10 protein-coding genes and 2 tRNA genes are annotated in these 12527 nt (G+C 41.2%); 4 read left to right on the plus strand and 8 right to left on the minus strand.

Going from position 1 to position 12527, the window contains the following annotated elements; all coding sequences use genetic code 11:
• Positions 1–136: 136 nt before the first annotated feature.
• On the plus strand, positions 137–1279 hold the full coding sequence (locus tag J6578_RS09220; RefSeq protein WP_093093081.1) for a porin: 1143 nt from the start codon (positions 137–139) through the stop codon (positions 1277–1279).
• 200 nt (positions 1280–1479) lie between these two features.
• Here J6578_RS09220 and J6578_RS09225 read toward each other — a convergent pair whose 3' ends face one another.
• Both J6578_RS09225 and pyrE read right to left on the minus strand, forming a co-directional pair.
• Positions 1480–2043, minus strand: coding sequence for a DedA family protein (locus J6578_RS09225; protein ID WP_093093083.1), 564 nt, complete (start codon positions 2041–2043; stop codon positions 1480–1482).
• A gap of 90 nt (positions 2044–2133) precedes the next feature.
• Positions 2134–2772: an orotate phosphoribosyltransferase gene (pyrE, locus tag J6578_RS09230; protein ID WP_100139249.1), complete on the minus strand. Its 639-nt coding sequence runs from the start codon at positions 2770–2772 to the stop codon at positions 2134–2136.
• Between the two features lie 76 nt (positions 2773–2848).
• On the opposite strand from pyrE, the gene J6578_RS09235 reads away from it, so the two are divergent.
• Positions 2849–3625, plus strand: a complete 777-nt coding sequence (locus J6578_RS09235) for an exodeoxyribonuclease III (protein ID WP_287954472.1) — start codon at positions 2849–2851, stop codon at positions 3623–3625.
• A 220-nt stretch (positions 3626–3845) separates the two neighbouring features.
• Here J6578_RS09235 and J6578_RS09240 read toward each other — a convergent pair whose 3' ends face one another.
• The 6 genes from J6578_RS09240 to atoD all read right to left on the minus strand — a co-directional run bounded on the left by J6578_RS09240 (position 3846) and on the right by atoD (position 11171).
• Positions 3846–5240, minus strand: a complete 1395-nt coding sequence (locus tag J6578_RS09240; protein WP_239363483.1) for a sigma 54-interacting transcriptional regulator — start codon at positions 5238–5240, stop codon at positions 3846–3848.
• Between the two features lie 20 nt (positions 5241–5260).
• Positions 5261–7081: a two-component system sensor histidine kinase AtoS gene (atoS, locus tag J6578_RS09245; RefSeq protein ID WP_287951437.1), complete on the minus strand. Its 1821-nt coding sequence runs from the start codon at positions 7079–7081 to the stop codon at positions 5261–5263.
• Between the two features lie 213 nt (positions 7082–7294).
• Positions 7295–8476 (minus strand): acetyl-CoA C-acetyltransferase, encoded by a 1182-nt coding sequence (locus J6578_RS09250; protein WP_287951435.1) that lies wholly within the window; start codon positions 8474–8476, stop codon positions 7295–7297.
• A gap of 18 nt (positions 8477–8494) precedes the next feature.
• On the minus strand, positions 8495–9841 hold the full coding sequence (locus J6578_RS09255) for a TIGR00366 family protein (RefSeq protein ID WP_239363481.1): 1347 nt from the start codon (positions 9839–9841) through the stop codon (positions 8495–8497).
• On the minus strand, positions 9838–10503 hold the full coding sequence (locus J6578_RS09260; RefSeq protein ID WP_287954473.1) for a 3-oxoacid CoA-transferase subunit B: 666 nt from the start codon (positions 10501–10503) through the stop codon (positions 9838–9840). Before J6578_RS09260 ends, J6578_RS09255 begins: the two co-directional genes overlap by 4 nt.
• An 11-nt stretch (positions 10504–10514) precedes the next feature.
• On the minus strand, positions 10515–11171 hold the full coding sequence (atoD, locus tag J6578_RS09265; RefSeq protein WP_287951433.1) for an acetate CoA-transferase subunit alpha: 657 nt from the start codon (positions 11169–11171) through the stop codon (positions 10515–10517).
• Positions 11172–11781: 610 nt separating this feature from the next.
• Here atoD and J6578_RS09270 point away from each other — a divergent pair.
• Both J6578_RS09270 and J6578_RS09275 read left to right on the plus strand, forming a co-directional pair.
• Positions 11782–11857 (plus strand) — tRNA-Asn (locus tag J6578_RS09270).
• Between the two features lie 2 nt (positions 11858–11859).
• Positions 11860–11935 (plus strand) — tRNA-Lys (locus J6578_RS09275).
• Positions 11936–12527: the final 592 nt, after the last annotated feature.

Raw genomic sequence — 12527 nt, forward strand, 5'->3', positions numbered from 1 at the left:
TCCGTAGTTTGCTTTTTTATAATCTCACCAGTATATTCCGCACACTCGTCATGATGGCGATTGATGTAAAACTTCAAAAGCTCTTCATTTGGTTTTTGAAGTTTGTATTTTTGACGTTAAAACTAGGAATACAGTAATGAAAAAAACCCTGATTGCTTTGGCTTTGACTACTTTGCCAGTTGCTGCTATGGCAGAGGTTGTATTGTACGGCCAAATGAAAGCAGGCTATGAAGTATCTTCTACTAAAACCAGTGGCGATAGCCGCGGCCCATACCAGAATGGGATTGCTGACTATGGTTCACGGATTGGCTTTAAAGGTTCTGAAGATTTGGGTAACGGTCTGAAAGCTATCTGGCAGGTAGAATCTGCCATTCATTTAGGTAATAGTAATGGTAAAGCTGATGGCTGGGCTAACCGTGACTCTTTTATCGGTTTACAAACTGATTTTGGTACAGTTCGTGCGGGTCGTATCAGCAATGCCATGAAAGCCAATATGGACGTTGTTGACCCATGGGAATACAACAATGAAGTTTTAGGTCTGGGCAAATTTACCCGCACTGGTGAGCGTTACGTAGGTATTGCCTATGATTCACCAGAATGGGCCGGTTTCAAATTCAATGCGCTGTACTCTCCACGTGATAATGTAAATGGTGGCAATCGTAACAGTGAGTATGATTACGGTATGGGCGCTGGCGATAAGTATAGCGTGGGTCTGAATTACCATAATGCCGGTTATTTTGCAAAATACGGCTTTAACTTCCTGAAAAATTCAGCGGCCATGATTTCTGAATCTGGTCACACCAAACTTAAAGATGGTCAGGTGCATCGTCTTGAAGGTGGCTATGATGCCAATGATCTGTTTGTAGGTGTGGGTTATCAATATAGCAAAAATACCAGCTCCTATTTCCGTGGATTGAAAGGCGTATCAATTCCCGTGGGCGGAGAGGGTAATTTAAACACTATGAATATTGGTGATCATAATGTGACTTGGGATAACCGGGGACAGGAAGCTGTTTTGACCCTTGGCTACCACTTCAATAATGTTTTCCCGAAAATCTCCTATGCTCATGGCTGGGATGTAAAAATTAATGGTAGCAAAGAGAAAAACACCAAATATGATCAGGTTGTATTAGGTGCAGATTACGACTTCTCTAAACATACTACTGCTAATATTCAGGCAGGCTGGCTGCGCGAAGGAAATGGCTACGATGAACTGAATCAAAGCAAAGGTAAAAACAAAACCACTGCCTTTGGTGTTGGTTTGAAACATACTTTCTGATCAGGTAGTGTTAGCTGATTTTAGAAAAACAATAAACCCCGCCACAGCGGGGTTTATTGTTTTTGATTGGCTGGATAAAACAGATCAGGCTGTGATTAAGTTGTCTGTTTAGTGGAAAATATTTTCCTATTTACTCAAACATTGATATAGATAGGGGCAGTTTACTTATCGCTGATATGAATCAGAATCAGCTTTCTGCTTTATTTATTACGGCGTTGTTTGCTATACCAGTATATGGAAAGAACGATTACAGCGATCAGTAAAATAAGGGCAAAAAGCAATTTTGTATACTGTTGAAATTGTGTAAATAACCATTGTGCTGATTGACCGAACAAATAGCCAAAACTAACGATGATGGTTGCCCAGAATAACGCGCCCAGTGCATTCAGTAAGAGGAAACGGGAAAAGGATACTTTGCTCATACCGATAGCGATGGGGCCAGCAATGCGTAGACCATACATAAAGCGCACGCCAATAATAATAATTGAGCTGTGCTTGCTCAATAAACGATTGGTTTTTTCTACCAGCGGATCCAGTTTGGGAAAGTGTTGCAACAAACGCGTGCCATAATAACGGCCAAGTAAAAAGCACACTTGATCACCAATCATGCCGCCAGCAGTAGCACACAAAATGGATGGTACAAATAACAGATAGCCTTTGTGTACAAAAAAACCAGCCAGCGTGAGAATGGTCTCGCCTTCCAGAATACTGCCAATAAAGATGGCCAGATAGCCATAATGATTGAGTAACTGTTCAACATTCATCTGGTAGATACGCAGTAAAGATAATCAATTTATAAACATAAGATTACCTGAACCGTTAAAGCAATCTTTTTTGCCAGAACCAGACAAACTTTACACACCATATTGTTGGCGATAAGCTGCTACTGGTTGATGGTAGCTGGCCAGTGTTGGATCATTTTCCAGCAAGCGCAGTAAATCCTCCAGTGTGGCAATTGCTGTTACGGGTATATGATACTGCTGTTGTACTTCCTGTACGGCTGATTGTGTTCCCTGACCTTTTTCCATGCGATCAAGTGCAATAGCCACACCAGCAGTAAGTGCACCTTCACGCTGAATAATGGCTACTGATTCGCGTACTGAAGTACCGGCTGAAATGACGTCATCAATAATGAGTACGCGTCCCTGTAATGGCGCACCCACCAGAACGCCACCTTCACCATGGTCTTTTGCCTCTTTGCGGTTATAGGCATATGGTACATTATGTCCTTCCTCTGCCAGCATCATTGCAGTGGCGGCGGCCAATATAATGCCTTTGTAGGCAGGTCCGAACAGCATATCAAATTCTATATTGCTAGCCAGAATGGAGCGGGCATAGAAGCGAGCCAGTTGCAGAATGCTGTAGCCATCGTTAAACAAACCGGCATTAAAGAAATAGGGCGATTGTCTGCCGGCCTTAGTGGTGAACTGACCAAACTTTAAAACATTCTGTTGCAGGGCAAAGTGGAGAAAGTCCTGACGAAAATCAGACATAGTAATCCTTGATGATAAAATGAAGTATTGAAGAAATTGAACTTTAAATTTTAGCATTAAACGAAAGGACATGCGGATGCGCATTATCTCTGCCAATGTAAACGGTATACGTTCAGCCACCAGTAAGGGTTTTATTGATTATCTGGCACAGGCACAGGCTGATATTGTGTGTGTACAGGAGTTAAAAGCTCAGGAAGCTGATATGACCGAGGAGATGAAGCATCCATTGGGCATGTATGGTGTGTGGCATACCGCAGTTAAACGTGGTTACAGTGGTGTGGCCATATATAGTAAGCGAAAGCCCGATGCTATTCAGATTGGGCTAGGCTGGGAAGATTTTGACCATGAAGGGCGCTATGTACGCGCTGATTTTGGCAAATTGACGGTTATTTCATTGTATTTGCCATCGGGCAGCAGTTCGGAGGAGCGGCAGCAGGCTAAGTTTAGTTTTCTGGATAAATTTCTACCGGTGCTACGTGAATTACAAGCAATGCAACGCGATATTGTAATTTGTGGTGACTGGAATATTGCGCATCAGAATATTGATTTAAAAAACTGGCGTGGTAATTTAAAAAATTCTGGTTTTCTGCCCGAAGAACGACAGTGGCTTAGTCGAGTAATTGACGAGCTGGGCTGGGTGGATATCTGGCGTACTCTGTATCCAGAAATACCCGGCTATACATGGTGGAGTAATCGTGGACAAGCTTATGCAAAAGATGTGGGCTGGCGTATTGATTACCAGCTGGCAACGCCAAATCTTGCCGCTTGTGCGCAAACCGCAGCTATTTATAAGGATGAAAAATTTTCCGATCATGCACCGTTGATCGTTGATTATGCTTATGAGTCATTTTAAATAAGTTACGAAGTGGTGTTTGTGACCCAGTTATGTTTTTTTAGCTGAATGCGTACATACAATACCAAGTTCGGATTTGGAGGCTTGGAAATTGTATGTGCGTCAACATGGTGAAGCTTGGGTTTATTTCTGGCTGCCGGAATAACTAGGCTGGAATGCTATATCTGTCATCCAGCATCAGATCGTTAAGAATGCCTCCATATCGTTGGTTTTATCACGTTTAATTAATGGTTTCTGCAATCTCGTATTCCTGCATTTTATATAGCAACGTTCTTTTACTAATGCCTAGTGAACGGGCGGTATTTTCTCGATGCCCACGGTTTAGTTTTAATTCATTGATAATGAGTTCCTTTTCATAAATCTTAACTTTTTCCTTTAAGGTGGCACTGGATTGCTCATCTTCACCAAAATCGGGATTAAAATCAGGCGTTTTTTTATGGGCAATAATATGCGCTGGAAGATCTTGCGGATAAATAAACAGACCATTAGACATCACTACCGCATGTTCAATGGCATTGGATAATTCGCGTACATTGCCCGGCCATGGATATTGGTTGAGTACCTCTACTGCACTGATGGTAAAGTCAAGTAATTCCTTATTGTTTTCATGACAAAACTGATTGGCAAAGTAGCGAGCCAGCAGCATGACATCATTTTTTCTGTCGCGTAAAGGTGGTAGGCTTAATTCCATTACATTAAGCCGGTAAAATAAATCTTCGCGAAATTCACCACTGCTGATCATATCCGGTAGGCTACGATTAGTGGCTGCAATTAGTCTAAAGTCAGTTTTGATTAATCTGGTACCACCGATTGGTTCAAATTCTCTTTCCTGAATTACCCGCAGAAGTTTTACCTGTAGGTTAGTCGACATTTCTGCTACTTCATCCAGAAAAAGTGTGCCCTGATGCGCACGTTCAAATAAGCCGATCTGGCGTTGGTAAGCACCTGTAAATGATCCTTTTTCATGTCCAAATAGTGTACTTTCCAGTAAGGTTTCCGGTAATGCACCACAATTGACTTTGATAAAAGGGCCGGTTGAACGCGTACTATAGTAATGAATGGTTTTTGCGACTAATTCCTTACCGGTACCGCTTTCGCCCGTGATTAATACGGTAGTTCTGGTTTGTGATATTTTCGCGATATTGCGGCACAGTTCCATCATATTCGGGCTGTTAGTGAGGATATGCCTTTTAGTATCAGAATTGGATAATTCGATTTTTGGAGATAAATCGATCCCTTGCTTTTTAGCCTTACTTAATTCTAAGGTACGCTTTACCAATGCTTTAAGCTCATTGAGATCAAAGGGTTTAACAATGTAATCAATTGCCCCCAGTTTTAAAGCTTCAACAGCTGTATCAACGCCAGCATAAGCCGTCATCAGTATGATAAATATTTCCGGATGAAGCTCTTTAATTAGTTTCAGCGCTTCCAGTCCGGTCATTTGTGGTAAGCGGTTATCCATTAGAACTAAGTCAATAGGCTGCTGCGCTAATATTTTAATAGCATCTTCTGCATTATCAACAGTAATAACATGATACTGTTCCTGTGATAAAAAAATGGACAATAATTTGCGTAGATTCAGTTCATCTTCGACAATTAAGATTTTTTCCGACATAAATTACAGATTATCTTGTATCAGTTAATGGGAAGTGCTACTTCAACAGTAACACCACTGCTGTTCTCATTATTTTTAATGCTGATTTTTCCTTTATGAGAAGAAACTATTTTCTGTACCATAGCCAGCCCAAGGCCTGTACCAGAAATTTTGGTTGTAAAAAACGGCATAAAGATTTTATCCATCAATTCTTTTTTTATACCTTCACCGTTATCTTTTATCCGAATCAATTGATACTTCTGGTTTTCAGACAATAATGTAGATATTTCAATATCACCGTGATCTTTGATTGCCTGAATAGCATTAATTAATAAATTCAATAATGCCTGTTTGATTAATTCTTTATCCAGATACAGCGATGGTAACGGATTGGTTAAAGTAAGAGTTAGGTTGATGTTATTTGATCGGTGTGATGAGTTAATCAATACCAGTACTTCTTCAATCAAAGTATTTAACTGCACAGAAACATAATAGTTTTTAGAGGGCACTGAGAAATCCAGCAGTTGCTGGATGACCAGATTGATGGAATCAACTTCTTTCAGAATAATGTCAATATATTCATTTTGTTCCGTGCGTGAGACATCATTTTGCAAATACTGGACAAAACCGCGTACTGCTGCCAATGGATTGCGGATTTCATGAGCAATGCCTGCCATCAATTCACCCAGCGCAACCAGACGTTCTGTTTGCTGGATTAATTTTTCTACTTCTTTTCGCTCAGTGATATCTTTAAAAATAACCACTGCGCCAATTATTTGACCTTGATGATTTTTTAGGTGGCTGGTACTGGCAGAAATTCTAATGATTCGTCCGGCAACCGGAAAATCTACCTCGACCCCGATATGATCAATACCATTGTATAAGGTATCCAATAACGGGCTTTGAAAATTTTTATCATCGATTATGGTTGTATAAGGTTGCCCCAGTATTTGTTCAAGCTGATAACCGGTTATTTTTTCTGCTGCCGGATTTAACATGGTTATGGAACCATTATTATCTACAGTAATCACGCCATCCAGTGTGTTTTCCAGAATCAATTCGTTCATGGTTTTGGTTTTTCTGAGCTTTTCAGCCAGATTGTTGATTCCATTCACAATTTCATTTAATTCTCCGCGAATAACAGGCAGGCGCAAATCAAGTGAAAAGGGCAGTTTTTCCAAGCCTTGTCTGATTAAATTAACATCAGTATTTAGCTTTCTGGATAAAAAAGATGCAATACAGATACAGCTTAGCATACAAATTAAGCTGATGGTTATAACACTCTTGTCAAATACAAATGTTTGTTTTTCAATATCATCCAATGTTTCATTAGCCCAGATATAACCAAGGATCTGGTTATTGCGCACAATAGGAATCATGGCATTCATGATATTGCCTCTAACCTGTTCACCAATATCAATCATGTGCAGGCCACTTTGCATCACTTTGCGCCCTTTGTGTGTGGCAGCAATAGATTTGCCAACATTTACACCGTACGCAGATTGTGGCGCATAGACTATAATCGCATCCAGCTGTTTGTGATAATAACCGGCCGCAATACTCGGCATATCTTTCAGTAACGGCTCAACTCTGGGAGACAGATACTGATTAAGTTGTGCAATCTGCTGTGCCTTGGGTAAATTCTTATCAATGTGCTGATAGGCATCCCCTAAAAGCAAATCTAATGTTTTTGTAACAGCATAGAGTTTTTGGCTTTTTTCCTGCCTGAGTAGCTCACGTCCTTCTTTATCAATTAATACTGCACAAATAAAAATTGAAAAACAGGACAGAAGTGTTACCAGCAAAAAAATACGGGCACTGATTCTGTCTGGATACAGGCGCTGAAGTAAAAAGGCATGCATAAGTGCTCAGATATCCATGATTATCAATAAACTAGTGTTGCAGTATCAGGCCAGCTATCAGCTGAAATATTCATCTAAATTAATTTGAATTATCGGGTAAATTATTCAGTTTAACAAGTCAGGCAATATCAGATGAATTCCATATTGCCCGACTGCTTAACTTAATAACATACCCGATAACCAAATATAACCATTAGTATTATCTGGTTATTGTTAACAGCGTTCCAGAATGACTGTTGTACCTTGTCCGCCACCGATACACAATGTTGCCAGTCCCAGCTGTTTATCACGATGGAGCATGGAATAAAGTAGGGTAACCAAAATACGTGCGCCGCTGGCACCAATAGGGTGACCCAGTGCAATGGCACCACCATGTATATTGGTTTTGTCCATATCAAAATTCAGCTCACGTCCCACCCCGAGAAACTGGGCAGCGAAAGCTTCATTTGCCTCAATTAAATCAATATCAGATAGCTCCAGTGCGGCCTTTTGTAAAGCCAGTCGGGTTGCCGGTACCGGGCCCAGACCCATTACGCTGGGATCTACACCACCAGATGCATAGCTGCGAATATACGCCAGTGGTTTTAATCCCAATTCTTTGGCTTTGGTTTCTGACATCAGAACTATGGCAGCCGCACCATCATTAATGCCTGAGGAATTGCCAGCTGTGACGGTGCCATCTTTTTTAAAGGCAGGTCGAAGTTTAGCCAGACCTTCCAAACTGGTGTCTGCTTTGGGATATTCATCCTGTTTAAAGATAATATCGCCCTTACGCGAACTGATGGTCACAGGCACAATTTCTTCTGCAAATTCACCATTATTAATGGCCTGAGTGGCTAGCTGCTGTGAACGCAATGCCAGTTCATCCTGTTCCTGTCGGCTGATAGCATATTGTTCGGCAATATTTTCCGCCGTAATTCCCATATGATAATGGTTGGTAGCGCAGGTTAAACCATCATTCACCATTGTGTCATACAGTTCCGCATTCCCCATTTTCAGCCCCCAGCGTGCTTTGCTGCCAAGCAGATAGGGAGCCTGAGACATGTTTTCCATTCCACCGGCCACAACAACATCATTGTCGCCTGCTAAAATACTTTGTGTTGCCAGTACAACTGACTTCAGGCCACTGCCACATACCTTATTAATGGTAAATGCTGGTACGGTGCTGGGAATACCTGCGCCCAGTGCGGCCTGTCGGGCAGGATTCTGTCCCAGCCCCGCCTGTAGCACATTACCCATAATAACTTCATTCACCAAACTGGCATCAAGTGCAGCACGTTTCAATGCTTCATCAATAACAGTTTTGCCCAAATCAATCGCATTTACTGTGGCCAGTGAACCATTAAAACTACCAATGGCCGTGCGAGCTGCACTAACTATTACGGTTTTTGTCATCGTAAACTCCTTTTTTATCTAGAAAAAGTACAATCCAATCAGGAATATGGGCGTAGTGAAAATTAATGCCGTCATACAGTAACCCATAATGTCCCGTACTCCGAGACCAGCAATGGCCAGTGCAGGTAATGCCCAGAATGGCTGCAACATATTCATCCATTGTTCACCATAGGCAATTGCCATAGTGGATTTACCTAAATCAGCGCCCAGAGCCTGCGCAGCAGGAATGACGAATGGACCTTGAATAACCCAATGACCGCCACCTGAAGGTACGGCAAAGTTGATAATGCCGGAGCTGAAGAATGTCCAGATAGGGAAAGTATCTTTGCTGGCAATGTTGATAAAGAATTCAGTAATTAAGCCACCCAGACCGGAATGTTCCATCATTAACTGAATGCCCGCATAGAACGGAAATTGAATAATAATACCGGCTGTGCTTCTGGCTGCATTGGATACAGCACGCATATAGGCCATAGGCGTACGGTGCAATAACACACCAGCAGTCAGAAAAATCAGATTAACAGTATTAATCGTGATATTAAAACCACTGTGATAAAAATAAATCAGCAGATAACTAATACCCAGTACCCCCACCAATAAAGAAAGCAATTTACTTTCTTCCAGCTTTTCAGCTATAGTGGCCGTTTCCCGGTCAAGTTTGCGCTGAAAATCAGGTTCTGGTGCCAGTAACTCAGGATTAACCACATTTACCTTACCGTCAGTTCTAACCATAAAACGCACGAGAAGAGGTAAGCAGATGATCAGCATGCCTGTAATAAAAATATTACTGGCGGAAAACATTGTCTGTGAAATCGGAATAATTCCCTGTGGATTGGAATCAGAAACCATCAGGTGTGCAACCGGATTGCCGGGAGTTGCAGCCATTAAAGGCATTGAACCAGACAAACCACCACCCCATGTCATGAAAGCAATATAAGCGCAGGCAATCAGCAATCCATAATCAACATTCTTAACTTGTCTGGCAACTTCCTTGGCCAGCATCGCACCCACAACCAGCCCGAATCCCCAGTTTAGAATACAGGCAATAGAACCCACAAAGGTAACCAGCATCGCTGCCTGAGTAGGAGTCTTGGCTAGTGAGGCAATAGAAACCAGAACAGATTTAACGGGTGGTGAGCTGGCTAAAGCATGACCGGTAACCACAATCAGCGCCATTTGCATGCCAAAGGCCAATAAATTCCAGAATCCATCCCCCCACATTTTCACCAGACCTAGCGGTTGTGAATCCGTTAATCCCCAGGCCATAAAAAAAATGATAAAGGTAAGCAATAAGGCAAAAATCAAAGGATCAGGCAGGTATTTACTCACCAGATTAGTAGTATGTCTGGACAAACGTGAAATCATAAAGTCTGTTCTCCTGTAGTAATGGACATAGTTCGCAAATCATCGGCGACAATAAATTCTGCTGTGGTATGCGCTTTTACCGTATCAACATCCACTCCTTCAGCCGTTTCAATCAAATACAGCTGCCCATTTCTGAATTCAAATACTGCCAGCTCAGTAATAACCATACTTACCTTGCCTTTAGCTGTAAGCGGTAAACTACATTCAGGTAAGATCTTAGGTTCACCAGTTTTAGTACAATGTTCCATGGCAATAATCACCTTTTTTGCCCCAGTAACCAGATCCATTGCGCCACCCATACCCGGCACCATTTTGCCCGGTACCATCCAGTTTGCCAGATTGGCATGCTGATCAACTTCCAGTCCCCCGAGTACGCAAGCATCCACGTGCCCGCCACGAATCAGCGTAAAAGAAAATGCACTATCAAACATCGCTGCACCGGGAACAACACCACAGGGCTGTCCGCCCGCATTGACAATATTTGGTTCGTCAACTGTTTTCGGCCCCAAACCCAGAAAGCCATTTTCTGATTGCAGAGTAATATTGACACCTTCAGGTAAATAGTTAACTACCTGAGTTGGCAAACCAATCCCCAGATTAACAACATCACCATCGCGTAATTCCTGCGCAACACGGCGAGCAATTAATTCTTTTTTATCCATTGTCATTTCCCTTAATCGTTAGTGCTAACCATAAAATCAACTAATGCTGCTGGTGTCATCACAGCATCCGGATGAATCTGACCAACTTCTACCAGCTCATCAACCTGAGCAATCACCGTATCGGCAGCAGTAGCAATCAAAGGATTGAAATTACGCGCAGCATATTGATAAACCAGATTACCGTTATAATCAGCCTGATGAGCATGTATAATGGCCAAATCAGCCCGCAGTGGCAGCTCAAGCAAGTACTCGCGACCATTAACCAATAAGATTTCCTTGCCTTCAGCAACAATCGTACCGATACCAGTAGGTGTTAAAACACCACCCAATCCGGCACCACCGCAACGAATCCGTTCAGCCAGCGTACCCTGAGGCACCAGTTCAACCTCAATCTCACCCGCAATCATTTTTCTGCCTGTTTCACGATTGGTGCCGATATGGGAAGTAATAACTTTTTTTACTTGATTATTACTAATCAGAGGACCTACGCCAGTATCTACAAAAGCTGTATCATTACCGATAAGCGTTATGTCCTTAATACCCGATTCCAGAATCGCATTAACAATCTTTGACGGCGTACCACACCCCATAAAACCGCCATACATAATCGTCATACCGTCTTTAAGAAAATCCCCGATTTTATCGGTAGTGATTAATTTTTTTTGCATCAACGACTCCTTGTTGCACGTTAAATATTCATCTATGCTTAAGCATAGCTACTTTGCTATTGCAATTCGTATACCATATTTGATTCATAAAAATAAAAATGTAATATATTGATTATTAATAATAAATTAATAATGAATTCAATCAATTTATACTGGAGACGGTGCAGAAATTTGCACATGGACGCAAAAAAAATTGCACAAAGAAAATAAGAAATAACTCATCAATCATCTTAGAAAGAAGCACGGTAGCAATTGCTCTCTACCTTAAACAGCAAAACAAAATTTTTATTGTCTAAGTTGTCTTGACTATTACTCATTTTTATAGTTATCAAGAAGTATGCGGTAAGACCGAATAAATCTATACGCTATCCTCTTGATACGCATAAAACGGAGCAACATTACACTAGATTTGAGACAAAATAGAGGGGGGGAATAGAAAATAAAACAAATGAAATATATTTAAAAATGCAATTAATCGAGCCAAAGCAATCATTGCAATTAAATATATAAGATTACCAAAGGTTTGCATTATTTATAGCCTATTTTAGAGATAGAGTAGCTGAAAACGCTTGACGAACTGAATAACGGTCTCTATAATGCGCTCTTCCTTTCCCTGATAGCTCAGTCGGTAGAGCGACGGACTGTTAATCCGCAGGTCCCAGGTTCGAGCCCTGGTCGGGGAGCCAAAGGGTCGTTAGCTCAGTCGGTAGAGCAGCGGACTTTTAATCCGTTGGTCGAGCGTTCGAATCGCTCACGACCCACCAAAAATCCTTACTTTATGGTAAGGTGAATTAAACCTCACATTGGTGAGGTTTTTTTATATCTAAATAATCTGGCTGTTTGTTTATTATCATCATTTATGAACTAATCTGAATAATTGGATTATGCCGGTTTCTAAATTATTTTGAAAATGTTTTAAAACCCAGTAGTATCCTGTGGGATCAAAACGTGCAACGGCATGTTGATAAATTACTATTTTATAATTAAAGTTATAAGCATCAACTGCTGTATATAAATACAGATGTCGGTACATACACCTGTTAAATCTATTTCTGTGATGTTTCTTTCATGCAAACGTAAATCTAAATCAGTGCCATTGAGTGTTAGATAGGCTACACTAATTCATACAACTTTTTTAGGGGGTAAGGTAAACTTAACAACTAAAAAGAAAAAAACGATGAATCAATTAAAACGCGCACGAAGCACTTTTAGTATTGATTTCAAAGCATAAATGATTAAACTTGATTAGCAGAGAAAATCACGCAGTCAGTTGGTCAAGCAATACGATTTGACACCTTCTGCTTTAGACCGCTGGATAAGCCAATCTAGTCAAAGCGGTTCTTTTAAGACCAAAGA

Origin of the sequence: Snodgrassella sp. (assembly GCF_024103505.1) — a bacterium.
In the GTDB taxonomy this organism is placed as follows: Bacteria; Pseudomonadota; Gammaproteobacteria; order Burkholderiales; family Neisseriaceae; genus Snodgrassella; species Snodgrassella communis.

Bases quoted from the DNA above. Each gene is read 5' to 3' on its own strand.
- J6578_RS09225 (WP_093093083.1), bottom strand. From the start codon at position 2,043: ATGAATGTTGAACAGTTACTCAATCATTATGGCTATCTGGCCATCTTT.
- atoS (WP_287951437.1), bottom strand. From the start codon at position 7,081: ATGCATGCCTTTTTACTTCAGCGCCTGTATCCAGACAGAATCAGTGCC.
- J6578_RS09220 (WP_093093081.1), top strand. From the start codon at position 137: ATGAAAAAAACCCTGATTGCTTTGGCTTTGACTACTTTGCCAGTTGCT.
- J6578_RS09260 (WP_287954473.1), bottom strand. From the start codon at position 10,503: ATGGATAAAAAAGAATTAATTGCTCGCCGTGTTGCGCAGGAATTACGC.
- atoD (WP_287951433.1), bottom strand. From the start codon at position 11,171: ATGCAAAAAAAATTAATCACTACCGATAAAATCGGGGATTTTCTTAAA.
- pyrE (WP_100139249.1), bottom strand. From the start codon at position 2,772: ATGTCTGATTTTCGTCAGGACTTTCTCCACTTTGCCCTGCAACAGAAT.
- J6578_RS09255 (WP_239363481.1), bottom strand. From the start codon at position 9,841: ATGATTTCACGTTTGTCCAGACATACTACTAATCTGGTGAGTAAATAC.
- J6578_RS09250 (WP_287951435.1), bottom strand. From the start codon at position 8,476: ATGACAAAAACCGTAATAGTTAGTGCAGCTCGCACGGCCATTGGTAGT.
- J6578_RS09240 (WP_239363483.1), bottom strand. From the start codon at position 5,240: ATGTCGGAAAAAATCTTAATTGTCGAAGATGAACTGAATCTACGCAAA.
- J6578_RS09235 (WP_287954472.1), top strand. From the start codon at position 2,849: ATGCGCATTATCTCTGCCAATGTAAACGGTATACGTTCAGCCACCAGT.